The organism is Roseomonas sp. CCTCC AB2023176, from assembly GCF_042259275.1.
GTDB lineage: Bacteria > Pseudomonadota > Alphaproteobacteria > Acetobacterales > Acetobacteraceae > Roseomonas.
Map to the genome: position 1 here is coordinate 4,050,358 of NZ_CP170086.1, position 25,885 is coordinate 4,076,242.

21 protein-coding genes and 1 pseudogene are annotated in these 25,885 nt (G+C 69.9%); all 22 read left to right on the forward strand.

Annotated elements, in window-relative coordinates; genetic code table 11:
• Positions 1 to 2 precede the first annotated feature (2 nt).
• The 22 genes and pseudogenes from nuoN to lpxA all read left to right on the forward strand — a co-directional run bounded on the left by nuoN (position 3) and on the right by lpxA (position 25,881).
• Positions 3 to 1,424, forward strand: a complete 1,422-nt coding sequence (gene nuoN / locus ACE7GA_RS20290; protein ID WP_376090672.1) for an NADH-quinone oxidoreductase subunit NuoN — start codon at positions 3 to 5, stop codon at positions 1,422 to 1,424.
• A gap of 28 nt (positions 1,425 to 1,452) precedes the next feature.
• The gene (locus ACE7GA_RS20295) at positions 1,453 to 2,526 is read left to right on the forward strand and encodes a biotin--[acetyl-CoA-carboxylase] ligase (protein ID WP_376090675.1); all 1,074 of its coding nucleotides are present in this window, start codon (positions 1,453 to 1,455) and stop codon (positions 2,524 to 2,526) included.
• A 73-nt stretch (positions 2,527 to 2,599) separates the two neighbouring features.
• Positions 2,600 to 4,189 (forward strand): ribonuclease J, encoded by a 1,590-nt coding sequence (locus ACE7GA_RS20300; RefSeq protein ID WP_376100416.1) that lies wholly within the window; start codon positions 2,600 to 2,602, stop codon positions 4,187 to 4,189.
• Between the two features lie 465 nt (positions 4,190 to 4,654).
• Complete coding sequence (locus tag ACE7GA_RS20305) at positions 4,655 to 4,915, forward strand: DUF1467 family protein (RefSeq protein WP_376090678.1); 261 nt, start codon at positions 4,655 to 4,657, stop codon at positions 4,913 to 4,915.
• A 298-nt stretch (positions 4,916 to 5,213) separates the two neighbouring features.
• Positions 5,214 to 6,518 carry a proline--tRNA ligase gene (proS, locus tag ACE7GA_RS20310; protein ID WP_376090681.1) on the forward strand — a complete coding sequence of 435 codons (1,305 nt, stop codon included), beginning with the start codon at positions 5,214 to 5,216 and terminating at the stop codon, positions 6,516 to 6,518.
• Complete coding sequence (locus ACE7GA_RS20315; RefSeq protein WP_376090684.1) at positions 6,518 to 7,768, forward strand: lipoprotein-releasing ABC transporter permease subunit; 1,251 nt, start codon at positions 6,518 to 6,520, stop codon at positions 7,766 to 7,768. Before proS ends, ACE7GA_RS20315 begins: the two co-directional genes overlap by 1 nt.
• A complete protein-coding gene (locus tag ACE7GA_RS20320; protein ID WP_376090687.1) occupies positions 7,761 to 8,441 on the forward strand; it encodes an ABC transporter ATP-binding protein in 681 nt (226 codons plus the stop codon). The genes ACE7GA_RS20315 and ACE7GA_RS20320 overlap by 8 nt, the downstream gene beginning before the upstream one ends.
• 51 nt (positions 8,442 to 8,492) lie before the next feature.
• Positions 8,493 to 11,921, forward strand: a complete 3,429-nt coding sequence (gene dnaE, locus ACE7GA_RS20325; RefSeq protein WP_376090690.1) for a DNA polymerase III subunit alpha — start codon at positions 8,493 to 8,495, stop codon at positions 11,919 to 11,921.
• A gap of 61 nt (positions 11,922 to 11,982) precedes the next feature.
• Entirely contained in the window at positions 11,983 to 12,549 is a 567-nt protein-coding gene (locus ACE7GA_RS20330; RefSeq protein WP_376090693.1) for a hypothetical protein, read from the forward strand.
• Between the two features lie 333 nt (positions 12,550 to 12,882).
• Complete coding sequence (gene rpsB / locus ACE7GA_RS20335; RefSeq protein ID WP_376090696.1) at positions 12,883 to 13,806, forward strand: 30S ribosomal protein S2; 924 nt, start codon at positions 12,883 to 12,885, stop codon at positions 13,804 to 13,806.
• Positions 13,807 to 14,000: 194 nt separating this feature from the next.
• Positions 14,001 to 14,924: a translation elongation factor Ts gene (tsf, locus tag ACE7GA_RS20340; RefSeq protein WP_376090699.1), complete on the forward strand. Its 924-nt coding sequence runs from the start codon at positions 14,001 to 14,003 to the stop codon at positions 14,922 to 14,924.
• 95 nt (positions 14,925 to 15,019) lie between these two features.
• Positions 15,020 to 15,739, forward strand: a complete 720-nt coding sequence (pyrH, locus tag ACE7GA_RS20345) for a UMP kinase (RefSeq protein ID WP_376090702.1) — start codon at positions 15,020 to 15,022, stop codon at positions 15,737 to 15,739.
• A gap of 18 nt (positions 15,740 to 15,757) precedes the next feature.
• Positions 15,758 to 16,330: a ribosome recycling factor gene (gene frr, locus ACE7GA_RS20350; RefSeq protein WP_376090705.1), complete on the forward strand. Its 573-nt coding sequence runs from the start codon at positions 15,758 to 15,760 to the stop codon at positions 16,328 to 16,330.
• Between the two features lie 11 nt (positions 16,331 to 16,341).
• A complete protein-coding gene (uppS, locus tag ACE7GA_RS20355; RefSeq protein ID WP_376090708.1) occupies positions 16,342 to 17,085 on the forward strand; it encodes a polyprenyl diphosphate synthase in 744 nt (247 codons plus the stop codon).
• The gene (locus ACE7GA_RS20360) at positions 17,075 to 17,917 is read left to right on the forward strand and encodes a phosphatidate cytidylyltransferase (protein ID WP_376090711.1); all 843 of its coding nucleotides are present in this window, start codon (positions 17,075 to 17,077) and stop codon (positions 17,915 to 17,917) included. Before uppS ends, ACE7GA_RS20360 begins: the two co-directional genes overlap by 11 nt.
• A 13-nt stretch (positions 17,918 to 17,930) precedes the next feature.
• Positions 17,931 to 19,082, forward strand: a complete 1,152-nt coding sequence (gene dxr, locus ACE7GA_RS20365; protein ID WP_376090714.1) for a 1-deoxy-D-xylulose-5-phosphate reductoisomerase — start codon at positions 17,931 to 17,933, stop codon at positions 19,080 to 19,082.
• Between the two features lie 35 nt (positions 19,083 to 19,117).
• Positions 19,118 to 20,220: pseudogene (gene rseP / locus ACE7GA_RS20370) on the forward strand (RIP metalloprotease RseP).
• 148 nt (positions 20,221 to 20,368) lie between these two features.
• Positions 20,369 to 22,690: an outer membrane protein assembly factor BamA gene (bamA, locus tag ACE7GA_RS20375; RefSeq protein WP_376090717.1), complete on the forward strand. Its 2,322-nt coding sequence runs from the start codon at positions 20,369 to 20,371 to the stop codon at positions 22,688 to 22,690.
• Between the two features lie 19 nt (positions 22,691 to 22,709).
• Positions 22,710 to 23,525 carry an OmpH family outer membrane protein gene (locus tag ACE7GA_RS20380; RefSeq protein WP_376090720.1) on the forward strand — a complete coding sequence of 272 codons (816 nt, stop codon included), beginning with the start codon at positions 22,710 to 22,712 and terminating at the stop codon, positions 23,523 to 23,525.
• Positions 23,526 to 23,528: 3 nt separating this feature from the next.
• Positions 23,529 to 24,575, forward strand: a complete 1,047-nt coding sequence (lpxD, locus tag ACE7GA_RS20385; RefSeq protein ID WP_376090723.1) for a UDP-3-O-(3-hydroxymyristoyl)glucosamine N-acyltransferase — start codon at positions 23,529 to 23,531, stop codon at positions 24,573 to 24,575.
• Positions 24,572 to 25,057 carry a 3-hydroxyacyl-ACP dehydratase FabZ gene (fabZ, locus tag ACE7GA_RS20390; RefSeq protein ID WP_376090726.1) on the forward strand — a complete coding sequence of 162 codons (486 nt, stop codon included), beginning with the start codon at positions 24,572 to 24,574 and terminating at the stop codon, positions 25,055 to 25,057. The genes lpxD and fabZ overlap by 4 nt, the downstream gene beginning before the upstream one ends.
• A gap of 2 nt (positions 25,058 to 25,059) precedes the next feature.
• Positions 25,060 to 25,881: an acyl-ACP--UDP-N-acetylglucosamine O-acyltransferase gene (gene lpxA / locus ACE7GA_RS20395; protein ID WP_376090729.1), complete on the forward strand. Its 822-nt coding sequence runs from the start codon at positions 25,060 to 25,062 to the stop codon at positions 25,879 to 25,881.
• The last annotated feature ends 4 nt before the right edge of the window (positions 25,882 to 25,885 follow it).

Genomic DNA, 25,885 nt, shown 5'->3' on the forward strand with positions numbered 1-25,885 from the left:
CGATGAACTGGATCCTTGCTCTTCCGGAGCTCGTCCTCGCGGTCTCCGGCCTTGTCCTCCTGATGGTCGGCGTGCTTCCGAAGGCGGACATGACGCGCCCGGTCACCCTCGGCACGCTCGGTGCGCTGCTCATCACCGCCGTCCTTGTCATCGCCGGTCCCGAGGGAGTCGCGTTCGGCGGCCAGTTCATCTCCGACGCCTTCGCGCGCTTTGCGAAGGTGCTGGTTCTCCTCGGTGCCGCGGCCGGGCTCCTGCTCGCGCTGGACTGGAACGAGCGTCAGGGCATTGCCCGCTTCGAGTTCCCGGTGCTGATTCTCTTCAGCACGCTCGGCATGCTCGTGATGGTTTCGGCGAACGACCTGATCACACTCTATCTCGGGCTCGAACTGCTTTCCCTCTCCCTCTACGTCGTCGCGGCCTTCGATCGGGACAATGCGCGCTCTGCCGAGGCAGGGCTCAAGTACTTCGTTCTCGGCGCGCTGGCGTCCGGCCTCTACCTTTACGGCGCAAGCTTCGCCTACGGCTTCTCGGGCGCAACAGGCTTCACGGCCATCGGTAACGCCGTGGGGGATGCCAGCAACGCCCCCTTCGGCCTCGTGATCGGGCTGGTCTTCGTGATCGCCGCGCTGGCCTTCAAGATCTCGGCCGTGCCGTTCCACATGTGGACGCCCGACGTCTACGAGGGCGCGCCGACGCCGGTGACGGCATTCTTCGCCTCGGCGCCGAAGGTTGCGGCGGTTGCCCTGCTCGTGCGGGTCCTCGCCGATCCGTTCTCGGATCTGGCGGCGCAGTGGCAGAACGTGATCTGGCTCGCCTCCGTCGGGTCGATGGTATTGGGCTCGCTGGCGGCACTCGGCCAGCGGAACATCAAGCGGCTGATGGCCTACTCTTCGATCGGCCATGTCGGTTACGCATTGATGGGCCTCGCCGTGGCGAACGACTCCGGTCTTCGCGGCGTCCTTCTCTACATGGCGATCTACCTCGTCATGAACGCCGGCGCCTTCGCCGTCCTCGTCGCGATGCGCCGCAACGGCCGGGCGTTGGAGCAGGTGGACGACCTCGCTGGCCTCGGTCGCACCGATCCGGCGATGGCGCTGGCCATGGCTGTTTTCATGTTCTCGATGGCCGGCATCCCGCCGCTCGCCGGCTTCTTCGGCAAGCTCTACGTCTTCCTCGCGGCCGTGCAGGGCGGCTTCTGGGTTCTCGCCACGATCGGCGTGCTCACCAGCGTCATCAGCGCCTACTACTACCTCCGCATCATCAAGGTGATGTACTTCGACGCGGAGCAGGGGGCTCTCGACCCGCGTCCCGCGCCCGTTTCCTTCGTGCTGGGGGTCGCCGGGCTCTTCAACGTTCTGTTCTTCCTCTTCCCCGCCCCGATCATCGCGGCCGCGGCGACGGCGGTTGCTGCGATCGGCGGGTGAGCCAGCCCCCACCGCCCGCCATCCGGCGATGAGGCGCCTTCCCGACGGCTGGCGCCTCCTCGTCCATGAGGAAGTGCCGAGCACCTCCGACCTGCTCCGCCGCCTCGCCACTGCCGGCGAGCCGGAAGGCCTCGCGCTCCTGGCCCGCCGGCAGACAGCGGGGCGCGGCACCTCCGGGCGGCGCTGGGCCTCCCCACGCGGCAACCTGCACCTGTCCGTGCTGCTGCGCCCGAGCGAGCCGGCGCGGACGCTGCCGGAATGGTCGCTCCTCGCCGCGCTCGCCGTGCACGACGCCTTGTCCCCGCACGTGCCCGGGCCCGCGGCGCTTCAGCTGAAGTGGCCGAATGACCTGCTGCTCGGCGGCGCCAAGATCGCCGGCCTGCTCCTCGAAGCCGAGGCCCGGGGGGATGGCCGCCTCGACTGGATCTGCCTCGGCGTCGGCGCAAACCTCGCGAGCGCTCCCGACCTGCCGGACCGGCCCACCGCCGCGCTGCCTCCGCCCGCTCCGTCGCCGGAGCTTGTTGCCGCGGACGTCCTCCACGCCCTCTCGGATTGGAGGCGGACCCGGCATGTCGAGGGCTTCGGGGCGATCCGGCGCGCATGGCTGGATCGCGGACCTGCACCGGGGACGCACCTGGCAGTGACCGGCCCCGCGGGCCCCTGGCCGGCGCCTATGAGGGCCTCGGGGATGACGGTTCCTTGCTCCTCCGAACGGGCGGGCGTGTCCACGCCATCCGCGCTGGCGACGTGCAGGGCTGAGCGGGGAGGGCCCAGTGCCGCTGGCAATGAGCCGGGGCAAGACCGACTTCGTGTTCACGGGGCACCACGGCGCAGCGTGGCACGGCCACCGGCGGACCGCGACCCGCGCCGACCGGACGGAGCGATGGCATGGAGCTTGGCGTCGCCGGCCCGAGCACGGCCGGGCCATTATCGTTGTCACGACCCGCGGCCTGGTCCCGCCCATCGCCGCTACACCATCGCGACTGAGCGAACCGGCCACGACATCATGCTGGATGGGCTACGGCTGTTGGCGGACCGGCACCCGGCCCCCATCTTCCATCCAACAACGCTCCCCAACATCCTGAAGACGGAACCGGAATGATCCTGGTAATGAAGCCGTGGTGACCACGGGTGATCTCGCATTCCTGCCGCTCGGCGGTACGGGCGAGATCGGCATGAATCTCAACGTCTATCGCCTGGACGGCTCGCTCCTCGCCGTAGACTGCGGAATTGGCTTTGGCGGTTCAGAAGCGCCGGAGGCCGAGATCCAGGTGCCGGACCCCGCCTGGTTGTCCGAGCGCCGCGACCGCCTCGTGGGCCTCGTGATCACCCACGCGCATGAGGACCACCTGGGCGCCGTGGCGTCGCTCTGGCCTCTGCTGCGCTGCCCGATCTACGCCAGCCCCTTCGCCAGCGCCGTGCTGCGCCGCAAGTTGGGTGAGGCGGGGCTTCTGCACGATGCGGACATCCACACGATCCCTCTCGGCGGACGCTTCAATCTCGCGCCCTTCGACCTGCAGTTCATGCGGGTCGCGCATTCGGTACCCGAGGCGCAGGCGCTCGCCATCCGCACGCGCCACGGCGTCGTGCTGCACACAGGCGACTGGAAGCTGGATCCGGATCCCCTGATTGGTCCCCCGACGGACGAGGCCGCCTTCCAGGCCCTCGGCGAGGAGGGCGTGCTGGCGATGGTCTGCGACAGCACCAACGCGCTCGTGGACGGCCACTCGGGCAGCGAGGCGGATGTGCGTCGCGCCCTTACGGACCTCGTCGGTGGCCTGACGGGGCGGGTCGCCGTCGCCTGCTTCGCGACGAACGTCGCGCGCGTCGAGTCCGTCTGCCTCGCCGCGAAGGCCGCGGGCCGGCGCGTGGCCCTCTTCGGCCGGTCGCTCCGCAACGTGGACGCCGCGGCGCGCGAGGTCGGGCTCCTGAAGGACATCCCGCCCTTCCTCGACGAGGAGGAGGCGGGCTTCCTGCCCGACGACGAGCTGCTGATCCTGTGCACGGGCAGCCAGGGCGAGCCACGCGCCGCGCTGTCCCGCATCGCTGCCGACACGCACCCGCAGATTTCGCTGGGTGAAGGCGACACGGTCATCTTCTCCTCCCGCATGATCCCGGGGAACGAGCGTGCCATCCTCAACGTGGAGGAGCAGCTGACCCGCGCGGGCTGCCGCGTGATTACGCCGGACGCCGAGCACCCCATCCACGTCTCCGGCCATCCGGCGCGAGAGGAGCTTCGGCGCCTCTACCAGCTCGTGCGTCCGAAGCATGCGGTCCCCGTGCACGGCGAATGGCGCCACCTGCAGGAGCACGCGGCGCTCGCGAAGGACATGGGCGCGACGCCGCACATCATCGAGGACGGCGACATGCTCCGACTCGCCCCGGGCAAGGTCGAGGTCGCGGAATCCGTCCAGAGCGGACGCTTGGCCGTGGACGGCACGCGCCTGTTGCCGATGGACGGCGCCGTCCTCGACGCGCGCCGTCGCATGCTGACCAACGGCGTGGTCGTCGGCTCGCTTGCGGTGGACGAGTCCGGGCGCGTCCGCGGTACCCCGAAAGTCTCGGCCCCCGGCCTGTTCGAGCCTGGCGATGAGGAATCGGAACAGGTGGCCGGCGAACTCGCCCGTCTGATCAACGACCTGCCGGCGCCGCTGCGACGGGAGGACGATGCCCTCCGTGAAGCCGCGCGCACGGCACTGCGCAAGGCCATCGGCCGGCGGGTGCGCAAGCGCCCGCTGGTCGAGCTGCATCTTCTCCGGGTGTGACGCGGCGCGACCGACCGGGTGGATTTGCCGACCGATGGGCGCCTGCGCGCCCACCGGCTTGCGCGCGCGTCCCCTCAGCGAACGTTCAGGCTGAAGCTCGGGCCGTAGTTCGGGGCGTAGACCGTTGGGGGAGGGGGGCGTAGGCGCGCGGCGCCGCGTAGTGGCCGCTGCCGGAGCGCGGGTCCCGCCACGCGTAGCCATCCTGGCGGTACGCGTCTCGCCGATAGCCTTCACGGCGGTAAGCCTCCCGGTGATCCCCGTCGCGATGCGCATGGCGGGGTCCGCACGCCTCCCCCCGACGCCAACCGCGTCCGCAGGGAGGATCGGCCAGCGCGACCTCGGCCGTCGAGCCCAGGCCGAGGATGGCGAGGCTGGCGGCGCAGATGCTTCGACGCATGGCGGTCGTCTCCTGTCCTGCTGGTCCCGTAACGCCCGGGGCAGGGCAGGGTTCGGGGATCGGCAGCCTTGACCTGGATCTCGGGCACACTGGTCTTCGTTCTGATCTGGTGGACGGCGCTGTTCGCCGTGCTGCCGATCGGCATCCGCCCCGATCCGGCCGGGAAGGCCCCGGGTGGGTGGCGTGGCGCGCCGACGCGGGTGCGGATCGCGCGAATCCTCCTTCTGAATACGTTGCTGACCGCCGTTCTCTGGTTCCTGGCCTACTGGCTTATCTCGTCGGACTGGCTGTCGTTCCGGTCGGGATGGATGGCGATGCCCAACGACTAGGCACGCCGGTCAGAACTGCCGGCCTCTTGGGCGTCCGCCTGTCTCGACGCCTCATTTTCCAGCTTTCGGCCGCGATGCATGCGTAGATGCACCAGGGACATCATTGCATCATTGCTTCGGGAAGGAGGTCTTCCTCCTTCCGCCGTGTGACTGGCGTTTCCTCCCTAAACTCGGGCCGCCCCTTCGGGGGTGGCCCTTTCTTTTTGCGCCGCAGCGGCGGAAACCGGCCTGACCGCTTCCGCCCGCGCCCCCGCGCCCCTAGGTTGCGCCGCCACCCGACCCGCCGGAGCCCTGCCCCTTGCGCCTGTCCCGCGCCTTCCTGCCGACGCTTAAGGAGACGCCTGCCGAGGCAGAGGTCCTGTCCCACCGCTTGATGCTCCGCGCTGGCCTGATCCGGCAGACGAGCGCGGGCATCTACGCCTGGCTGCCCGCCGGCCAGCGGGTGCTCCGCAACGTCGCGCAGATCGTGAGGGAGGAGCAGGACCGCGCCGGCGCGCAGGAAATCCTGATGCCGACGATCCAATCGGCCGAGCTCTGGCGCCGCTCCGGCCGCTACGACGACTACGGCAAGGAGATGCTGCGCATCCGCGACCGCGGCGACCGGGAGATGCTGTACGGCCCGACGAACGAGGAGATGGTGACCGATCTCTTCAAGGCCTACGCGAAGTCCTACCGCGACCTGCCGCGGAACCTCTACCACATCCAGTGGAAGTTCCGGGACGAGGTACGGCCCCGCTTCGGCGTGATGCGCGGGCGCGAGTTCCTCATGAAGGACGCCTATTCCTTCGACGTGACGCCGGAGGGCGCGCGTGAGTCTTACCGCGCGATGTTCCGCGCCTACCTCCGCACCTTCGCGCGGATGGGCCTGAAGGCGATCCCCATGCAGGCAGACACCGGCCCGATCGGGGGCGACCTGTCCCACGAGTTCATCATCCTCGCCGAGACCGGGGAGAGCGTGGTCTACCTCCACCGCGACCTGCTCGCCTTCGACGCCCTGGCGAACGACGACATGGACGCGAAGGCGGTGATGGATTTCTGGACAAGCCGCTACGCCGCAACCGACGAGAAGCACGACGAGGCGGCCTGGGATGCCATCCCCGAGGCGGAGCGAGTCTCCGCGCGCGGCATCGAGGTCGGGCACATCTTCTACTTCGGCAAGAAGTACTCTGCCCCGATGGGCCTGCAGGTCGCGGGCGCCGACGGCTCAACAGTAGCGGCGGAGATGGGATCCTACGGCATCGGAGTCTCCCGCCTCGTCGCCGCGATCATCGAGGCGTCGCACGACGACGAGGGCATCATCTGGCCCGACAGCGTCGCGCCCTTTGCCTGCGCCATCCTGAACCTCAAGCCCGGCGACGCCGCGACGGACGGGCTGGCCGAACAGCTCTACGCCGCCTTCCCCGGGAATGCCGTGCTGGACGACCGGGAGGAACGCGCCGGCGCGAAGTTCGCCGATGCCGACCTCATCGGCCATCCCTGGCAGGCCGTCATCGGTCCCCGCGGCGCGGCACGCGGCGTCGTGGAGCTGAAGCGCCGCGCGACCGGCGAACGCGTCGAACTACCGCTCGCGGAGGCCGTGGCGCGGATCAAGGGCGCGGCCTGATGTTCTCCGCCTTCGAGCGTGCCGTCGCCTTCCGCTACCTGCGCGCACGCAAGGGCGAGCGGTTCGTCTCGGTCATCGCAATCTTCTCGCTCGTCGGCATCGCGCTGGGCGTGGCGACCCTCATCATCGTCATGTCCGTCATGAACGGATTTCGGCAGGAATTGCTGGGCCGCATCCTCGGGCTGAACGGCCATCTCGGCGTCTTCGCCGATGCGGGCAACCTGCGGGACTTCGACGACATCGCCGCGCGCATCCGACGCCTACCGGGCGTCGTTTCCGCGACGCCGTTGGTCGAGGGGCAAGTCCTCTTCACGACGGAGAATGGCGGTGCCACGGGCGGCCTAGCGCGCGGCATCCGCCCGGACGATCTCCGCGGTCGCCCCCTGATCGCAGGCAACATCCGCGCTGGCAGCCTGCAGGGCTTCTCCGGCGACGACGCGATCGTCATCGGTACCCGCCTTGCACGGCGCCTCAACATCGGTGTCGGCGACAAGATCACCCTCGTCTCGCCGCAAGGCCGCGCGACCGTCGTCGGCACCATCCCCCGCCTGAAGGCCTATACCGTGATCGCGCTGTTCGAGGCGGGGATGCAGGAATACGACGCGACCTACGTCTTCCTGCCGCTCGACGCGGCGCAGGTGTATTTCCAGGCCCGCGATGCCGCGACGCAGATCGAGGTCTTCGTGCAGGACCCGACCCGCGTGCGCCAGGTCAGCCGCGAGATCTGGAGTGCAACGCGAGACCGGCCGGTCCGCATCCTGGATTGGCAGGATAGCAACTCGTCCTTCTTCAACGCGGTGCAGGTGGAGCGGAACGTCATGTTCCTCATCCTCACCCTCATCATCATCGTAGCGGCGTTCAACATCGTCTCGTCGCTCATCATGCTCGTGAAGGACAAGGGGCGGGACATCGCGGTGCTGCGGACAGTCGGGGCGACGAAGGGCTCGATCCTCCGCATCTTCCTCCTCGCCGGCGCCTCGATCGGCGTGGCGGGAACACTGATCGGCTTCCTGATTGGGATGGTATTCTGCCTGAACATCGAGAACATCAGGCAGTTCCTGCAATCCTTGACGGGAACGGAGCTTTTCTCGCCGGAAGTGTATTTCCTTACGCGTCTCCCGGCCGTGGTGGACTATCGGGAGGTCGCCCAGGTCGTCGGCATGGGTCTCGGCCTGTCGCTCCTGGCAACGATCTACCCGTCCTGGCGCGCCGCGCGGCTGGATCCGGTCGAAGGCCTGCGGAATGCCTGACGCACCCCTCGTTCTCCGGGGCGTCGAGCGCCGCTATCGGACGGAAGCCGGCGAATTGCCGGTCCTGAGCGGCGCCGACCTAACGCTGGAAGCCGGCGAGATCGTCGCTCTCGTCGCCCCCTCCGGCACCGGCAAGTCCACGCTGCTTCACACTGCGGGCCTGCTCGAGAAGCCGGACGGCGGTCAGGTCCTCGTTGAGGGCCGCGAGGCCGGTGCACTGGACGACGATGCACGGACTGCCATCCGCCGAACGACGATCGGCTTTGTCTATCAGTTCCACCACCTCCTGCCCGAGTTCACGGCGGAGGAAAACGTCATTCTCCCCCAGCTCGCGGCGAATCGGGGGCGGGCCGAAGCAGCGTCCCGCGCGCGGGATATCCTGTCCGCCTTCGGCCTCGCGGAGCGCCTTCATCACCGCCCCTCCCGCCTCTCCGGTGGCGAGCAGCAGCGGGTCGCCATTGCCCGCGCTCTCTGCAACGCACCGAAAGTGCTGCTCGCGGACGAGCCGACCGGGAATCTGGATGCCGGCACCGCAGACCGGGTTTTCACCGAACTCCTGGAAGCCGCGCGGGGCAGGGGCCTCGCCGCCCTCATCGCCACGCACAATCCGGACCTGGCCGCGCGCATGGACCGTGTGGTGACGCTGCGCGACGGACGCATCGTGCCCGCCTGATCACGCCGACTCCACTGCCCTGACGAAGGCCGGTGACCTATATTCCGGGAGATGCCCGACGCCTTTGTCCACCTCCACGTCCATTCCGCCTATTCGATGGCGGAGGGCGCCATCAAGGCGGACAAGCTCCCGGCGCTGGCCCGTAAGAACGGCATGCCCGCGCTGGCTCTGACCGACACGGCCAATCTCTTCGGCGCTCTCGAGTTCTCTCAGTACGCGGCGAAGGATGGCGTGCAGCCCATCCTGGGATGCCAGCTCTGGCTCGCCCGCCCGAACGAGGACAGGGACCCGATGCGAGCCACGGCCGACCCGGTGGTCGCGCTGGCGATGGACGCGAAGGGCCTCGACAACCTGCAGCGCCTCTCCTCGCTCGGCTTCCTGGGGCCGGACACGGCGGGCAGGCCGGCGGTCACCCTGGATCAGCTCTGCGCGCACCAGGCAGGGCTGACGCTGCTGACGGGCGGCACCAATGGCCCCGTCGCGCGACAGCTGTTGGAAGGCCGCCGCCCGCAGGCTGAATCGCTCCTCGCCGCGCTGCGCGAAGCCTTCGGCGACCGCCTCGCGCTTGAACTGCACCGTCATGGCACAGACGCCGACCGCATAGCGGAGAGTGGCCAGCTCGCGCTGGCGGAGGCCCTTTCCATACCCATCGTCGCGACCAACGACGTCTACTTCGCGAAGCCCGAGATGTACGAGGCGCATGACGCATTGCTCTGCATCGCCGAGGGCCGGACGATCGCCGAACCCGACCGCCGCCGCGTGACGCCGGAGCACTGGTTCAAGCCCGCCGACGCGATGCGCACGCTGTTCCACGACCTGCCGGACGCCTGCGACAACACGCTCGCGATCGCGCGCCGCTGTGCGATCATGGCCGAGACGCGCAAACCCGAGCTCCCTCTCTGCCCCAAGGTCCGCCCCGGAATGACCGAGGCCGAGACGGTGCGCGAGATGGCCCTTGCCGGCCTCGAATCCCGCCTCGACGCGCAGGACACGCCCGAATCCGACCGCCCGAGGTACCGCGACCGCCTGGCCTTCGAGCTCTCGGTCATCGAGACGATGGGCTTCTCCGGCTACTTCCTCATCGTCGCCGATTTCATCCAATGGGCGAAGGCGCACGGCATCCCCGTCGGCCCGGGCCGCGGCTCGGGCGCCGGTTCCGTCGCAGCCTGGGCGCTGACGATCACCGACCTCGACCCGCTCCGCTTCGGGCTCCTCTTCGAGCGATTCCTGAACCCCGAACGCGTCTCGATGCCCGACTTCGACATCGACTTCTGTCAGGACCGGCGGGACGAGGTGATCCGCTACGTCCGCGACGAATACGGCCCGGATCGAGTCGCGCAGATCATCACCTTCGGCCGCCTCCAGGCAAAGGCGGTCGTCCGCGACGTCGGCCGCGTGATGGCCCTGCCCTTCGGTCAGGTGAACAAGATCGCGGAGCTCATTCCGTTCAACGCCGCGAAGCCGCCGACCCTGCAGGAGGCGCTCGATTCCGAACCGCGCCTGCGGGAGATGCGCGCGGACGAGAACGTGGACCGGCTGATCGGCACCGCGTTGCACCTGGAAGGTCTCTACCGCAACGCCTCCACCCATGCCGCCGGCGTCGTCATCGGGCGGGAGCCGCTGATCGGCATCCTTCCGCTCTACCGGGATCCGCGGAACGACATGCTCGTGACCCAGTACTCCATGAAGTACGTGGAGAGCGCGAGCCTCGTGAAGTTCGACTTCCTCGGCCTGAAGACGCTGACGGTGCTGGAACGCGCGCAGTCCATCCTGAAATCGCTCGGGCACGACGTGGACTTCGCTCGCATCCCGCTGGACGACGCGAAGACCTACGCCATGCTCGCGAAGGGCGACGCGGCCGGCGTGTTCCAGTTCGAAGGCCAGGGCATGCGGGACTGCCTTCGCATGATGCGCCCCGATCGGTTCGAGGACCTGATCGCCGCCGTGTCCCTTTACCGGCCGGGCCCGATGGCGAACATCCCGGCCTATTGCGCCCGCAAGCACGGAGAACCCTGGGAAGCCGTGCACCCCTCCATGCGCCCTTACGTCGAGGAGACCTACGGCATCCTGGTGTACCAGGAGCAGGTCATGACGATCGCCCAGGAACTCGCGGGCTACACGCTGGGCGCGGCCGACCTGCTCCGGCGCGCCATGGGCAAGAAGATCCGGTCGGAGATGGAAGCGCAGCGCGCCACTTTCGTGGACGGTGCGACCGAGCGCGGCATGCCCAAGGACAAGGCCGGCGAGATCTTCGACCTCATGGCCCGCTTCGCCGAGTACGGCTTCAACAAGTCGCACGCTGCGGCCTACGCCCTGATTTCGTACCAGACGGCCTGGCTGAAGGCGAACCACCCGGTCGCGTTCCTCGCCGCGTCCATGTCGCTGGACCTGTCCAACACGGACAAGCTGGCGAGTCACATGCAGGAGGCCTCGCGCCTCGGCGTCAAGATCCTGCCGCCGGATGTGAATCGCAGCGACGCCGAGTTCTCGGTTGAACGGCTCGAGGACGGGACCGACGCGATCCGCTTCGCGCTCGCGGCAGTAAAGCGCGTCGGCCTCGGCGCGATGCAGGACCTGGTGCGCGTGCGCGGGGAGGGCGGGGCCTTCAAGTCGCTCTCCGACTTCGCCGACCGCGTGGACCCGAAGCAACTGAACAAGATGCAGGTCGAGAACCTGGCCCGCGCGGGTGCCTTCGAATGCCTCGACATGAACCGCGCCCGGGTTTTCGAGGGCGCGGAAGCCATCCTCCGCCGTGCCCAGGCGGCGGCAGAGGATCGCGGCAGCGATCAGATCGGCCTCTTCGGTGAGGCGCACGAGACCCCTCCGCTGCGCCTGCGCGACACGCCGGACTGGCCGCAGCTCGACCGCCTGTCGCAGGAGGCCGAGGCCATCGGCTTCCACCTGTCGGCGCACCCGCTCGACGCGTATCGGGAACCGCTGCGCAAGCTTGGCGCCGTGCCGATCGCGCGCATCGCCGAGCGCGCCGCTGCCGGCAGCGGCAAGATGAGGATCGCGGGCACGGTCATCGGGGCGAAGGAGCGAACGACGAAGACCGGTTCCCGCATGTCCTGGGTCCGCCTCTCCGACGCCACCGGCAGCACGGAGGTCACGTGCTTCTCCGAGGTCCTGGGCAAATGCCGGGACATGCTGACGGAGGGTAGCGCCGTCCTCTTCTCCGCTGAGGTCCGGATGGATGGTGAGACCGTCCGCCTAACCGCCATGGACTGCGAGCCGCTGGAGAAGGCCGCCCAGTCCGTCGGCGGCGGCCTGCGCATCGAGATCGGCAAACCCGAGGCGCTGGACGGCATCCGCGGCCTCCTGGAGCGCGAGGGCCGCGGCAAGGGCGAGATCATCCTCATCCCCCGCCTGGCACCGGGGCAGGAGGTCGAGGTTTCGCTCCCCGGCCGATGGAACGTGTCGCCCCGCCTCGCCCAGGCCCTGAAGGTGGTGCCGGGGGTGGAGAACGTGGTCCCGGCCTGACCGCCCGGTTCCCGGCTGCGCGAGGCCGCGCTACATCGCCCCCACACACGGAGGCCCGAGAATGAGCGAGTCCCTCGACGATCGCCGGCGCGCGCTGGAAGAAGCCTTCTTCGCCGCGCAGGACCGCGCACTGATCGAACGGCTTCGCCAGGACGACGCCACGAAGGACCCCCGGAGCGCCCTTCGTCAGGCCTCCGGCATCTCGGACGAGGCCCTTCTCGACCGCGTGGCGGGACTTGGCCTGGACGCCGCCTCCTTTGCCGCGATCAGCCTCGTTCCCCTCGTCGCGGTCGCCTGGGCCGACGGCACGCTGGACGAGCGCGAGCGGCAGGCCGTCCTTTCCGCCGCGTCCGAGGCGGGGATCGCCGCCGGCTCGCCGGCCCAAGGCCTGCTTTCTTCCTGGCTCGGCTCGGCCCCGCCCGCTTCTCTCATCGAAACCTGGGAAGCCACCACGCGCGCCACCGTGGCCGGGATGGACCATCACGCGCGCCGGACCCTGCACGACACCGTCGTCGGGCGTGCCAGGCGCATCGCCGAGGCTGCCGGCGGGTTCCTCGGCCTCACGAGCAAGGTGTCGGACGCCGAGGCTGCCATGCTCCGCCGTCTGGACGCCGCCTTTACCTCCTGAACGACCGCCCGCTCGGCGGCCGTGCCGAAACGAGCGGCGCACGTCCATTGCCTCGGTTGGTTCCGGGACGGGGCGGGGCAGTGACGATGTCGGGCGGGCGCCCCGAGCCTTGCGCGGTTCCGGGTCCCATGCCACATGCGGCGGGCCGGGCGCGGTAACCACCCGCGCCCGGCAAATTCGCACGCGGCGCGCCCTTCCGAGATAAGCGGCAGGGTCCGGTCCCCGGGAGCTTTCTTACGGAAAGCGACCGCGCGAGGTTCCGCAGGGAACCGAGCAGGGGTTCTGCACCGCGGAGGCTCAACCGGATCTCATCGGAAGGTAAGGAACCGCCCCATGGCGATGCCTGACGTCACCCTGCGCGGCCTGCTCGAGGCCGGCGTTCACTTCGGCCACCACACGCGTCGGTGGAACCCCCGCATGGCGCCCTACATCTTCGGCGTCCGCAACCAGGTCCACATCCTCGACCTCCAGCAGACCGTGCCCCTGATGGACCGCGCGCTGCGCGCGGTACGCGACATCGTGGCGGGCGGCGGCCGCGTGCTCTTCGTCGGCACGAAGAAGGCGGCGGCCGACTACGTTGCGGAAGCCGCCACGCGCTGCGGCCAGTACTACGTCAACCACCGCTGGCTTGGCGGCATGCTGACGAACTGGAAGACCATCCAGGGCTCCATCAAGCGCCTGAAGCAGATGGACGAGCAGCTCTCCGGCAACACGACGGGGCTGACGAAGAAGGAAGTCCTGATGCTGACGCGGGAGAAGGAGAAGCTCGACCGCGCGCTCGGCGGCATCCGCGAGATGGGCGGCCTGCCCGACATCATCTTCGTGATCGACACGATCAAGGAGAAGCTGGCGATCGAGGAGGCCAACAAGCTCGGCATCCCCGTCGTCGCCGTCTGCGACTCCAACGCCGACCCGCAGGGCGTCGCCTTCCCGATCCCGGGCAATGACGACGCGATCCGCGCGATCAACCTGTACTGCGACATGATCGCGGCGGCGGTCTTCGACGGCATCTCGGCTGAGCTCTCCGCCTCCGGCATGGATGTCGGCGCCCAGGCCGACCTGCCCTCCGAGGTCCTGCCGGACGACAGCGGCCTGCCCGGTGCTGGCGCGGTGCCGGAGGCCCTCGGCGGCGCCGAAGTTGCGGACGTGCCGGTGCTCGAGGGCGCTGTCCAGTCCTCCGTCGGCGCCGGCCTCGACACTGAGACGCTGGAGCAGATGGTCCAGAACAACCGCGACGACGGCAACAACGCGGGCTGACCGCCCCTCTCAGCCATGGTGGCGCCGGAAACGGCGCCGCCCCCATCGTTGTGACGTCGGATCGGGGTGGAACCGCCGCCCCGATCCCTCTATCAGGGCCGCGAATCACGGTCCGGGGCCGGGTTGCCCCTGGATTGGCCCGACTCCCCATCCGGCGCGGCACCGAGCGCCGGCCCAGCCACGGAACGAAAAAGATGGCCGAGATCACGGCAGCTATGATCCGCGACCTGCGCGAGAAGACCGGCGCGGGCATGTCGGACGTCAAGAAGGCCCTCGTCGAGAACGAGGGCAACGCCGAGGCGGCGATCGACTGGCTGCGCAAGAAGGGCCTCGCCGCTGCCGCCAAGAAGTCCAGCCGCGTTGCCGCCGAGGGCCTGATCGGCGTCGCTGCCGGCGGCACGAAGGCCGCGATGGTCGAGGTCAACGCCGAGACCGACTTCGTCGCGCGCAACGAGGGCTTCCAGGCCTTCGTCGAGGCGGTTGCGAAGATCGCGCTCGAGACCGGCGAGTCCGTGGACGCCATCAAGGCCGCTGCCTATCCCGGCGGTGCCGGCACGGTTGAGGACGAGCTGACCCGCCTGATCGCCACGGTCGGCGAGAACATGACGATCCGCCGCGCCCGCGTGCTGGAAGTCGGCGGCGGCGCCGTCGCGACCTACGTGCACAACGCGGTGCGCCCCGGCCTCGGCAAGATCGGCGTTCTCGCGGCGCTGGAGGCGGCGGATGGCAGCGACGCGCTGCTCACCCTCGGGCGTCAGATCGGCATGCACGTCGCCGCGACCTCCCCGCATGCGCTCGACGTCTCATCCGTCTCCTCGGAGTCGCTGGAGCGCGAGAAGGCCGTGCTGACCGAGCAGGCCGCCGCCTCCGGCAAGCCGCCGGCGGTCATCGAGAAGATGGTCGAGGGCCGGATCCGCAAGTTCTACGAGGAGGTCGTCCTCCTCGAGCAGGTCTGGGTGCATGACGGCGAGAGCCGCGTGAAGGCCGTCGTCCAGAAGGCCGGCGCCACCCTGAAGGGCTTCGCCCGGTTCCAGCTAGGCGAAGGCATCGAGAAGGCGCAGTCCGATTTCGCCGCCGAGGTCGCGGCGACCGCCGGCCTGGACGCCCCGAAGGCCTGAAACGCCCGAAGGTCTTGGACGAACGGGGAGGGGGCGCCTTGCCGCCCCCTCCCGCCCCGCCTAGTTTCCCGCGCTTCCAGGAATACCCGGACCGAATGACCCAGCCCCGCTACAAGCGCGTCCTGCTGAAGGTCTCCGGCGAGGCGTTGATGGGCGACCGCGACTACGGCCTGGACAACGCGACGGTCCGCGCGATCGCGGAGGACGTGGCCGGGGTCACCCGCCTGGGAACCGAGGTCTCCCTCGTCATCGGCGGCGGCAACATCTTCCGCGGCGTCTCCGGCGCTTCCTCCGGCATGGACCGTGCCCAGGCCGACGGGATGGGCATGCTGGCGACCGTGATCAACGCGCTGGCGATGCAGAACGCGCTGGAGAAGGTGGGCGTCCCCACCCGCGTCCAGTCGGCCATCCCGATGGCGAGCCTCTGCGAGCCCTTCATCCGCCGCCGTGCCGAGCGGCACATGGAGAAGGGCCGGGTCGTCATCTTCGCCGCAGGCACCGGCAACCCCTTCTTCACGACCGACACCGCCGCCGCCCTCCGCGCGGCGGAGATGAAGTGCGACGCCCTGTTCAAGGGCACACAGGTGGACGGCGTCTATTCCGCCGATCCCCGCAAGCGCCCGGATGCCGAGCGCTACAAGGAACTGACCTACCTCGACATGCTCGCGCGCGACCTCGCGGTCATGGACGCCGCGGCGATCTCGCTGGCCCGCGAGAACAAGCTGCCGATCATCGTCTTCAACATCCACGAGCCCGGCGCCTTCACTGCTGTCATGCGCGGCGAGGGCAAGTTCACCGTGGTGCACGAGAACTAGGACGGAGGACCCCCGACGATGGCCGCCCCGCCGGACTACCCCGAGCTTCGCAAGGACATCACCCGTCGCATGGACGGCGCGCTCGAGACTCTGCGGAAGGAGTTTTCCGGCCTTCGCACGGGCCGCGCGAGCCCCGCCCTGCTGGAACCCATCCGCGTCGAGGCCTACGGCACGAACCAGCCGCTCGCCCAGGTGGCCAATATCTCCGTCGCCGGGCCCGGGCTGCTCTCGGTCCAGGTCTGGGACAAGTCGGTCGTGAAGGCCGTGGAGGTCGCGATCCGCGACGCCAATCTCGGCCTGAACCCGCAGGCCGAGGGCCAGGTCATCCGCGTGCCCCTGCCGCCGCTGACGCAGGAGCGACGCAACGACCTGGCCAAGCAGGCCGCCCGCTACTCCGAGGCCGCGAAGGTCGCGGTCCGCGGCGTCCGTCGCGACGCGATGGAAACCGTGAAGAACTGGGAGAGCAAGTCCGGCCTGTCGAAGGACGACGCGAAACGTCATTCCGACGATATCCAAAAATTGACCGATGACTACGTAAAGAAGGTCGATTCGGCGCTGGCCGACAAAGAAAAGGACATAAAGGCCGTCTAGGCCCTCTCCCAATGAGCGCCGCCCAGCAGGCCGCCGTCACCGCCGACGGCCCGCCGATCCCCCTCCACCTCGCCATCATCATGGACGGCAACGGGCGCTGGGCAGCGGCCCGTGGCCTTCCGCGCGCCCTCGGCCACAAGGCCGGCGCCGAGGCGGTGAAGCGGACGGTCGAGGCAGCGGGCGAGCTGGGCATCCCCTGGCTCACCCTCTTCGCCTTTTCCAGCGAGAACTGGCGGCGCCCGCCCGATGAGGTTCGTGACCTGACCGGCCTGCTGCGCCACTATCTCCGTCACGAGGTCCAGACGCTCGTCGAGCGTGGCGCACGCCTCCGCATCATCGGCGATCGTCATGCCTTCGGCGCGGAGACGGCGGCCGAGATCCTGCGCGCGGAGGATCTGACGGCCGGGAACACGCGGATCAACGTCAACGTGGCCCTGTCCTACGGCGGCCGCGCGGAGATCGCCGAGGCCGCGCGCGCCATCGCGCGGCGCGTCGCGGAAGGCACCCTGTCCCCCGACGCAATCGATGAGACCACCGTCGCCCGGCACATGCAGACGGCCGGCATCCCCGACCCCGACCTGCTGATCCGCACCTCCGGCGAGCAGCGGATCTCCAACTTCCTCCTCTGGCAATGCGCCTACGCCGAACTGGTCTTCCAGGACGTGCTTTGGCCGGATTTTACGGCGGAGCACCTCGCCGCCGCCGTCGCCGAGTTCGGCCGCCGAGAGCGGCGCTACGGGGCCCGTGTCGGCTGATTCCACGACCCGCTGGCGGGACCTGCGCAAGCGCGCGCTGTCAGCGGCGGTCCTCGGGCCGGCGGCGCTGCTGGCCGTCTGGCTCGGCGCCGACGCCTATACCTTCCTCCTCGCGATCGCCGCGGCAATCCTGACCTGGGAGTGGGTCCATCTCTGCGGCGCCCGCGCCGCGCGACTGCCGGGGCTGGGCGTCCCCATCGTCGTCTTCCTCGCCGGCGCCCTGGCGACCGCCGAATACGCCGTCGCGTCCTGGGTCGCGATCCTCGGCGGCTTCCTCCTGACATGGGCCTGGTCCGAGCGGATGCGGGACCGCAGCCGCCCGGGGCAGCCGGCGCTGCGCCTCGCCCTGGGCACGCTCTACATCGGCGTCGCGTTCCTCTGCATGATCGAGCTGCGGCATGACGGCGCCGCCGGGCGCGCGAACGTCCTGTTACTCCTCCTCGTCGTCTGGGCCAGCGATATCGGGGCCTACGCTGCCGGGCGAGCCTTCGGGGGACCGCTGCTCTGGCCCGCGGTGTCCCCGGCCAAGACATGGTCGGGCGCAATCGGCGGCCTGCTGCTCGCGATGCTGATGGCAGCCTTCGTCGCGCCGATGTTGGCGCCGGGAAGCGGCATCCGCGCGGCGGCCGTCGCGGCCGTCCTCGCCGTCGCGACCCAGGCGGGCGATCTTCTGGAGTCCGGGATCAAGCGGCATTTCAAGGTCAAGGACACCTCCAACCTCATCCCCGGCCACGGGGGGCTGCTGGATCGGCTGGATGGGCTCCTAGCCGCCGCGCCGGCCGCCATGATCCTTGCCCTGCTGCTGGGCGTGGGGGAGCCGCTCTGGCGCTGACATGACGCGACGCGTGACCATCCTCGGTGCGACCGGCTCGATCGGCCGCAGCACCGCCACCCTGCTCGAGGCCGCGCCCGAGGGCGCGTTCACCGTGGAGGCGCTGGTCGCCGGCCGGGACGCCGCCGCGCTGGCCGACATGGCGCGCCGGCTCCGCCCGGCCATCGCCGTCCTTGCCGATCCCGCCGGACTGCCGGCCCTGCGCGATGCCCTGTCCGGGACGAACATCGCGACGGCTGCCGGCCCCGGCGCGGTGCGGGAAGCCGCGATGCGCCCGACCGACTGGACCATGGCCGCGATCGTCGGCTTCGCCGGCCTCCGCCCAATCCTCGATGCGCTCTCGCTGGGCGCGACCCTGGCGCTGGCGAACAAGGAGCCGCTGGTCTGCGCCGGAGAGCTCGTGCTGCGCACCGCGGCGGCGTCAGGCGCCACCGTCCTGCCGACCGATTCCGAGCACAACGCGATCTTCCAGGCCCTCGACACCCGCGACCCCGCCATGGTCGAACGGATCATCCTCACCGCCTCCGGCGGACCCTTCCGCAACGCGACCATCGAGGAAATGCGCGCCGCGACGCCGGAGCAGGCCGTGAAGCACCCGGTCTGGAGCATGGGTGCCAAGATCAGCGTGGACAGCGCCACACTCTTCAACAAGGGCCTTGAGGTGATCGAGGCCGCCCGCCTCTTCCCCGTCCCGCATGAGCGGATCGAGGTGCTGGTCCACCCCCAATCCGCCGTCCACGGCCTCGTGCAATACGCTGACGGCTCGCTCCTCGCCCAACTCGGCTCCCCCGATATGCGCACGCCGATCGCGTACGCGCTGGCCTGGCCGAACCGCATGCACGCCGCGGTTCCCCGGCTGGATCTGGCCGCCCTGTCGCGCCTCGATTTCTCGGCGCCGGACGAGACCCGCTTCCCCGCGCTGCGCCTCTGCCGTGCGGCCTTGTCCGCGGGGGCGGGGGCCCCCACCATCCTCAATGCGGCGAACGAGGTGGCGGTGGCGCGCTTCCTGGCCCGGCGCCTCGGCTTCCTCGACATCGCCCGCGTGGTCGAGGAGACGCTGGAGGCCCTCGGCGCGCCGCCCGCGAACGACCTGGACGACATCCTCGCGCTCGACGCCGGGGCCCGGGTCCGGGCGGAAGCCGTCGCCGACCGCCTGGCCGCCTGAAGGAGCCGACCGAGTTGTTCGAAAACCTCGCCCAGATGGGCCTCGGCGGCGTCCGGACGGTCCTGGCCTTCATCGTCGTGCTCGGCGTGCTCGTCTTCATCCATGAGATGGGCCACTACCTCGCGGCCCGCTGGCGCGGCATCCACGTGGACAAGTTCTCCATCGGCTTCGGCCGGGCGCTGGCGTCCTGGGTGGACCGGCGCGGCACGGTCTGGCAGGTCGCCTGGATCCCCCTCGGCGGCTACGTGAAGCTGCACGGGATGGAGAACCCGGGCGACGTCACGGACGAGGAGCGGGCATCCTGGCGGGATGGCGAGACCTTCCACGAAAAGCCGGTTCGTGATCGCGCCATCGTCGTCGCCGCCGGCCCCGTCGCAAACTTCCTGCTCGCCGCCGTCCTCTTCGCCGGTCTCTTCGTCGCCATCGGCCAGCCCGTGGGGACGACGACGGTGGGCGTCGTGGCGTCCGGCGGCCCGGCAGACCGCGCAGGGCTTCAGGTGGGTGACCGCATCCTGGCCCTCGACGGCGAAGCGATCCGCCGCTTCGAGCAGATCCAGGCCCATATCCGCCCGCGCCCCGGCCAACCCGTCGAGGTTCGCCTCCTCCGCGACGGCCGCGAGGTCACCCTGACCGTCACGCCGGATACTGCACCGGGATCGTCGCCCCCGCCGGCCGCCTCGGCATCGGCGGTGGCGCCCAGGCCTTCGAACGGACGGACCCGCTCACCGCCGTCGGCGCCGGGATCACCTACACCGCCGACGTAACCTGGCAGACGCTCGCCGGCATCGGGCAGATGATCACCGGCCAGCGCGGCACGGAGGACATCGGAGGTCCCGTCAAGATCGCGCAGCTCGCGGGGCAGGCGGCGAGCCTCGGCCTGGCGGCGCTCGTTTCCTTCACCGCGATCCTCTCGGTGAACCTCGCGCTCATCAACCTCTTTCCCATCCCCGTGCTCGACGGCGGCCACCTCGTCTTCTACGCGGCCGAGGCGATCCGGGGCCGGCCGCTGCCGCAGCGGGCGCTCGAATACGGCTTCCGCGCGGGCTTCGCGCTGCTGATGGCGCTATTCGTCTTCGCCACCTGGAACGACGTCGGCGGCCCCGCCCTGGCCCGCTGGGTCGGCGGTCTGTTCGGCTAACGTTCACCTCGTCCGACCGGCACCGGCCAGGGGTGGCGGCGCCGGGGCGTTGCGGTTAGGTTGCGCCCCGCCCAACCGGACGCCGGCACAGGACAGAGCCTTGCACGTTACACGCGCCCTTCTGCTTGCTGCCACCTGCCTCGTGCCGGTGGTAACGGCCACCACCGCCGACGCCCAGCAGCAGCGGCGCCGCACCCCCGCCGCGACGCCGGCTTCCGCACCGCGCTTCGCCGCGGGCACCGTCCAGGGCATCGACGTCCAGGGCAACCAGCGCATCGAGGCGGACACCATCCGCTCCTACATGCTGCTGCAGCCCGGCGACGCCTTCGAGGAAGACCGGCTCGACCGCTCACTTCGCACGCTCTTCGCGACAGGGCTGTTCCGCGACGTGCAGGTCACGCGCCAGGGGGAGCGCATCCTCGTCCGCGTCGACGAGAACCCGATCGTCAGTCGCGTCGCCTTCGAGGGCAACAGCAAGATCAACGACGACGCGCTGCGGAACGAGGTGCAGGTTCGCGCGCGTTCCGTCTTCACCCCGGGCCTCGCCCAGGCGGACCGTCAACGGATCCTCGAGGTCTACGCCCGCCGCGGCCGCCTTGCCGCGACCGTCGAGCCGAAGATCATCCAGCTCGACCAGAACCGCGTGGACGTGGTCTATGAGATCAACGAGGGCCCGATCGCCCTCGTCAGTCGCCTCAACTTCGTCGGCAACCGCAATTTTTCCGACAGCCGCCTCAAGGAGATCGTGGCGACGCGGGAGGCCGCGTTCTACCGCCCCTTCAGCACCGTCGACACCTACGAGCCGGAGCGCCTGAACTTCGACCGCGAGCTGCTGCGCCGCTTCTACCTCCGCCAGGGCTACGCCGACGTCGAGGTGACCGGCGCGACGGCGGAGCTGGCGCCGGACCGGTCCGGCTTCTTCATCACCTACACCATCAATGAGGGCCGCCGGTACCGCGTCTCCCGCGTCGAGGTGACCTCGGCGCTGCGCAACATCACGGCCGACCAGCTTCGCGGGGAAGCCGCGCTGTCGCGCGGCGACACCTATGACGGCGATGCCGTGGAGCGCTCGACCCAGGCGATCGCCGATCGGGCCAATCAGCTCGGCGCGCCCTTCGTGGACGTCACGCCCCGCATCAACCGGAATGAGGGCGACGGCACCGCCGAGATCGTCTTCGAGGTGAAGGAAGGCCAGCGCGCCTTCGTCGAGCGGATCGACATCACCGGCAACGTGCGGACGCAGGACCGAGTGATCCGCCGTGAGTTCCGCTTGGCGGAGGGCGACGCCTTCAACGCCGCGCAGCTGCGGCGTTCCCGCCAACGCGTCCGCGACCTCGGGTACTTCAGCGACGTCACGGTATCCACAACCCCCGGCTCGGCGCCCGACCGCGTCGTCGTGAATGCCAACGTCGCGGAACGCGCGACGGGTGAGGTCTCGATCGGCGGCGGCTTCTCCACCGACGCGGGGGCACTGCTCGACCTCGGCCTGCGCGAACGCAACCTCGTCGGCACCGGCCTGGATGCGCGCGTGAACGGCGTGCTCGCGCAACGTCGGAGCCAGCTCGACCTGTCCGTCACGGACCCGTCCTTCCTCGACCGCAACCTGGCCCTCGGCGGTGACGTCTTCTACGTCACGCGAAATCTCCGGGACTACTCGGGCTACCAGGAACGTCGCTACGGCTTCGCCGTCCGCGCGGGCTGGGAATACAACGAATACCTGCGCCAGTCCGTGTCCTACACCCTCGCCAACCGCAACATCTTCGACGTGAATACCGACGCGTCGCGCTACATCCAGGAACAGGCGGGGACGACGCTGCTGTCGCAGGTCGGCCAGACCATCATCTACGACCGCCGCGACTCCCGCCTCGATCCGCGCGACGGCTACTTCATCCGCCTCGGGACGGACGTCGCCGGCCTCGGCGGCGACGTGAACTACGTCCGCGCGCGCCTGGACGGGGCCTACTTCATTCCCTTCGAGCGACTGCTCGGCGATCCGGATTACGTCCTGGCGATCAGCGCCTCGGTCGGACGACTCGAGCCATTCGGCAGCCGCGATGAGCGGATCGTGGACCGCTTCTTCCTCGGCGGCGAGAACCTGCGGGGCTTCCGCGTCGCCGGCGTCGGGCCGCGCGACCGGGACACCGGCGATGCCCTCGGCGGCCGCACGATCTGGACGCAGACGACGGAATTCCGCTTCCCGCTCGGACTGCCGCAGGAGCTCGGCATCACGGGACGCGCCTTCGTGGACGTCGGCAGCCTCTCCGGATCGTCGAGTTCCGCGCCGGCGCGGGGCAGCCTTCCCGCGGTGACGGTCGTCGGCGACGAAGGCAGCCCCCGCGTCGGCACGGGCCTCGGCATCTCCTGGCGCAGTCCCTTCGGGCTGATCAACCTCGACTTCGCCCAGGCCGTGGTGAAGGAGAAGTATGACCGCACCCAGTTCTTCCGCTTCGGCTTCGGCACGCGGTTCTGAGAGAGATATCGGAGTTCCCATGACGCTCGCGCGCCCCGCGCCGTTCCGCGCCGCCGCGGCCCTCGCCGCCCTGCTCCTGCCCGCCACCGCGCTCGCGCAGGATCCTGGTTTCTTCGTCCCGCCGGGCGGTGGGCAGGCAAGGCCACCGCAGGGGCAGCCGCAGCAACAACGGCCGCCGCAGCCGCCGGCGCAGCAGCAGCGCCCGCCGCAGCAGGCACAGCAGCGCCCGCAGGGACCGAACCCGGCGCCCCTGCCGCCGGGTCAGCCCCCGCCGGCTGCCGTCATCGGCATCGTGGACGTGCCGGAGATCCAGCGGAACTCCACGGCCTTCAACTCCGTGCGGGAGGAGATCGAGCGGCGCCGCCAGCGCCTTAACGATGACCTGCAGCGCGAGCAGACCCGCTGGCGCGAGGAACAGCAGAACCTCGCGACCCAGCGCGCCAACCTCCCTGCCGAGCAGGTACGCCAGCGCGAACGCGAGCTGCAGGACCGCATCACGGACAGCCAGCGCGTCTTCCGCGACCGCTCCCGCGGCATCGAACAGGCGGCGCAGCAGGCCCTTGGCGAAATCGAGCAGGGCCTGGCGATCGTGATCCGCCAGGTCGCGGCCAGCCGCAACGTCAACCTGGTGTTGCCGCGTCCCCTTGTCATCTTCAACGAGCCTCCGTTCGATTTGACGGACGAGGTGAGCGCTCAGCTCAACCGCGTGCTCCGCAGCGTGAACCTCCCGGCCGACGGTCCCGTGCCGGCCGCTGGCGCCGGCGGCGCTCCGGGTGCCGCGGCACCGCCGGCGGCCCAGCAGCCCCAGCCGGCGCAGCCGCAGCCGCGCCGCTGACGCGTGGCTGCGGACCCGCGCTTCCACCCCTCCGCCGGGCCGCTGCCGCTCTCGGAGCTCGTCAGGGCGGCGGGGATCGCGCCCCCGGCGGGTCTGGAGGACCGCGACTTCGACGGGGTCGCGCCGCTCGGCTCGGCCGGGCCGCGCGAGGTCTCCTTCCTCGACGGCCGGCGCTGGTTGGGAGCGCTGCGTGAGACCCGGGCAGGCGCCGTGGTGGTCGCCCGGGAGTTCGCGTCAGAGGTTCCCGCGGGGGCCATCGCCCTCGTCTCGGGCGAGCCCGTGCTGGCCTTCGCGCGCCTGACCGCGCTGCTGCATCCGCCCATGCGTTCCAGCGGCCTTCGCCACCCGACCGCCGTCGTCGCCGACGATGCCGAGATCGGCGAGGGCTGCGAGATCGGTCCGTATGCTGTCGTCGAATCCGGCGCACGCCTCGGGCCGCGCTGCATCGTCGCGGCCCACGCCCATGTCGGGCGCAGTTGCGTCTTCGGTGCGGAATGCCGGATCCTCTCCCACGTCACGGTCAGTCACACGATTGCTGGCGACCGCGTTACCCTGAATCCGGGCGCCCGCATCGGGAGCGAGGGCTTCGGCTTCGCCACGACCGCGCGCGGGGAACACGTGACGGTGCCGCAGCTCGGCATCGTGCGCCTCGGCGACGGCGTGGAGATCGGGGCCAATGCCTGCGTGGACCGCGGTTCGGTCAACGACACGGTGCTCGGTCCGGGCACGCGCCTGGATAACCTCGTCATGCTCGGACACAACGTGCAGACTGGGCGGGGCTGCGTCATCGTCGCGCAGGCCGGCATCGCCGGCTCGACCACTCTCGGCGACTACGTCGTGGTGGCGGCCCAGGCAGGATTGACGGGGCACGTGGCGATCGGCGACCGGGCACGGATCGGCGCGCAGGCCGGCGTGATGAACGACGTGCCCGCAGGGACCGACGTGGTCGGCAGCCCCGCCTGGCCCGTGAGAGAGACACTGCGCGCCTTCGCGGTACTCAGGAAGCTGGCGCAGGGGAAACCTGCGTCCCGGACGGGAGAGGCGGGATGACGCCGGACGACAGCGGCGCGGCGAAGCCGGCGGGGGAGACGCGCTCGACCCTCGACATCATGCGGATCATGGAAGCGCTGCCGCACCGCTACCCATTCCTGCTGGTGGACCGGGTGGTGGACCTGATCCCGAACGAGTCCTGCACCGGTATCAAGAACGTCTCGATCAACGAAGGCGTCTTTCAGGGCCACTTTCCGCGCCACCCCGTTATGCCCGGCGTCATGATCATCGAGAGCATGGCGCAGACGGCGGGCGTCCTCGTTGTCGAGACCCTCGGCCCCGATGCCCGCGGCAAGCTCGTCTACTTCATGACCATCGACAACGCGAAGTTCCGCAAGCCCGTCGTGCCCGGCGACCAGATGCACGTTCACGTCCGCAAGGAACGGCAACGCGGCAACATCTGGAAGTTCAGCGGAGCGGCGAAGGTGGACGGCATCGTCGTTGCCGAGGCGACCTACGCGGCCATGATCCTGGACAGCTAGACGTGGCACAGATCCATCCGACGGCCATCGTCGCCCCCGGCGCGACGATCGCTTCCTCCGCCGTGATCGGTCCCTACGCGACGGTCGGCGAGCACGTCATCCTCGCGGACGGCGTGCAGGTCGGCGCCCATGCCGTGCTCGACGGCGTGACGAGCCTGGCCGAAGGCGTGCAGATCCTCCCCTTCGCCTCTGTCGGCCTTCCGCCACAGGACCTGAAATACAAGGGTGAACCCACGCGCGTGGAAATCGGTGCCCGCACCATCGTGCGGGAACACGCGACGGTCCACCGCGGCTCGGTTTCCGGCGACGGCCTGACGCGGATCGGCGCCGACTGCCTCATCATGTGCGTCGCCCATGTCGGCCACGACTGCGTGCTGGATGATCGGGTGATCCTCGCCAACAACGTCATGCTCGGCGGGCACGTGCATATCGGTGACACGGTCTTCGTCGGCGGCGGCACCGCGATCCACCAGTCCGTCCGCATCGGGCGCCAGGCCGTCATCGGCGGGATGAGCGGCGTGGAGCGCGACGTGATCCCCTTCGGGTCCTGCATGGGCAATCGCGCACGGCTGATCGGCCTGAACCTCATCGGCCTGAAGCGCCGCGGCTTCGGTCGTGACGCCATCAACGCGCTGCGCGCGACCTATCGTGGTCTCTTCCTCGGCCGCGGGCAGTTCGAGGGGCGGATGGCCGACGTCGCCTCATCCCAGGCCGGGTTCAAGGAGGTCGAGGAAGTCCTCGCCTTCATCCGGACACCGAGCAAGCGCGGCCTCATGCGCGCTGGCCGGGGCGTTGCCGAGGCGGCCGAGGCAGAGGCCGCCTGATCCG

Coding starts and splice junctions, on each gene's coding strand:
- nuoN (WP_376090672.1), top strand. CDS start 3: ATGAACTGGATCCTTGCTCTTCCGGAGCTCGTCCTCGCGGTCTCCGGC.
- ACE7GA_RS20295 (WP_376090675.1), top strand. CDS start 1,453: ATGAGGCGCCTTCCCGACGGCTGGCGCCTCCTCGTCCATGAGGAAGTG.
- ACE7GA_RS20300 (WP_376100416.1), top strand. CDS start 2,600: ATGAATCTCAACGTCTATCGCCTGGACGGCTCGCTCCTCGCCGTAGAC.
- ACE7GA_RS20315 (WP_376090684.1), top strand. CDS start 6,518: ATGTTCTCCGCCTTCGAGCGTGCCGTCGCCTTCCGCTACCTGCGCGCA.
- ACE7GA_RS20320 (WP_376090687.1), top strand. CDS start 7,761: ATGCCTGACGCACCCCTCGTTCTCCGGGGCGTCGAGCGCCGCTATCGG.
- dnaE (WP_376090690.1), top strand. CDS start 8,493: ATGCCCGACGCCTTTGTCCACCTCCACGTCCATTCCGCCTATTCGATG.
- ACE7GA_RS20330 (WP_376090693.1), top strand. CDS start 11,983: ATGAGCGAGTCCCTCGACGATCGCCGGCGCGCGCTGGAAGAAGCCTTC.
- rpsB (WP_376090696.1), top strand. CDS start 12,883: ATGGCGATGCCTGACGTCACCCTGCGCGGCCTGCTCGAGGCCGGCGTT.
- tsf (WP_376090699.1), top strand. CDS start 14,001: ATGGCCGAGATCACGGCAGCTATGATCCGCGACCTGCGCGAGAAGACC.
- pyrH (WP_376090702.1), top strand. CDS start 15,020: ATGACCCAGCCCCGCTACAAGCGCGTCCTGCTGAAGGTCTCCGGCGAG.
- frr (WP_376090705.1), top strand. CDS start 15,758: ATGGCCGCCCCGCCGGACTACCCCGAGCTTCGCAAGGACATCACCCGT.
- uppS (WP_376090708.1), top strand. CDS start 16,342: ATGAGCGCCGCCCAGCAGGCCGCCGTCACCGCCGACGGCCCGCCGATC.
- ACE7GA_RS20380 (WP_376090720.1), top strand. CDS start 22,710: ATGACGCTCGCGCGCCCCGCGCCGTTCCGCGCCGCCGCGGCCCTCGCC.
- fabZ (WP_376090726.1), top strand. CDS start 24,572: ATGACGCCGGACGACAGCGGCGCGGCGAAGCCGGCGGGGGAGACGCGC.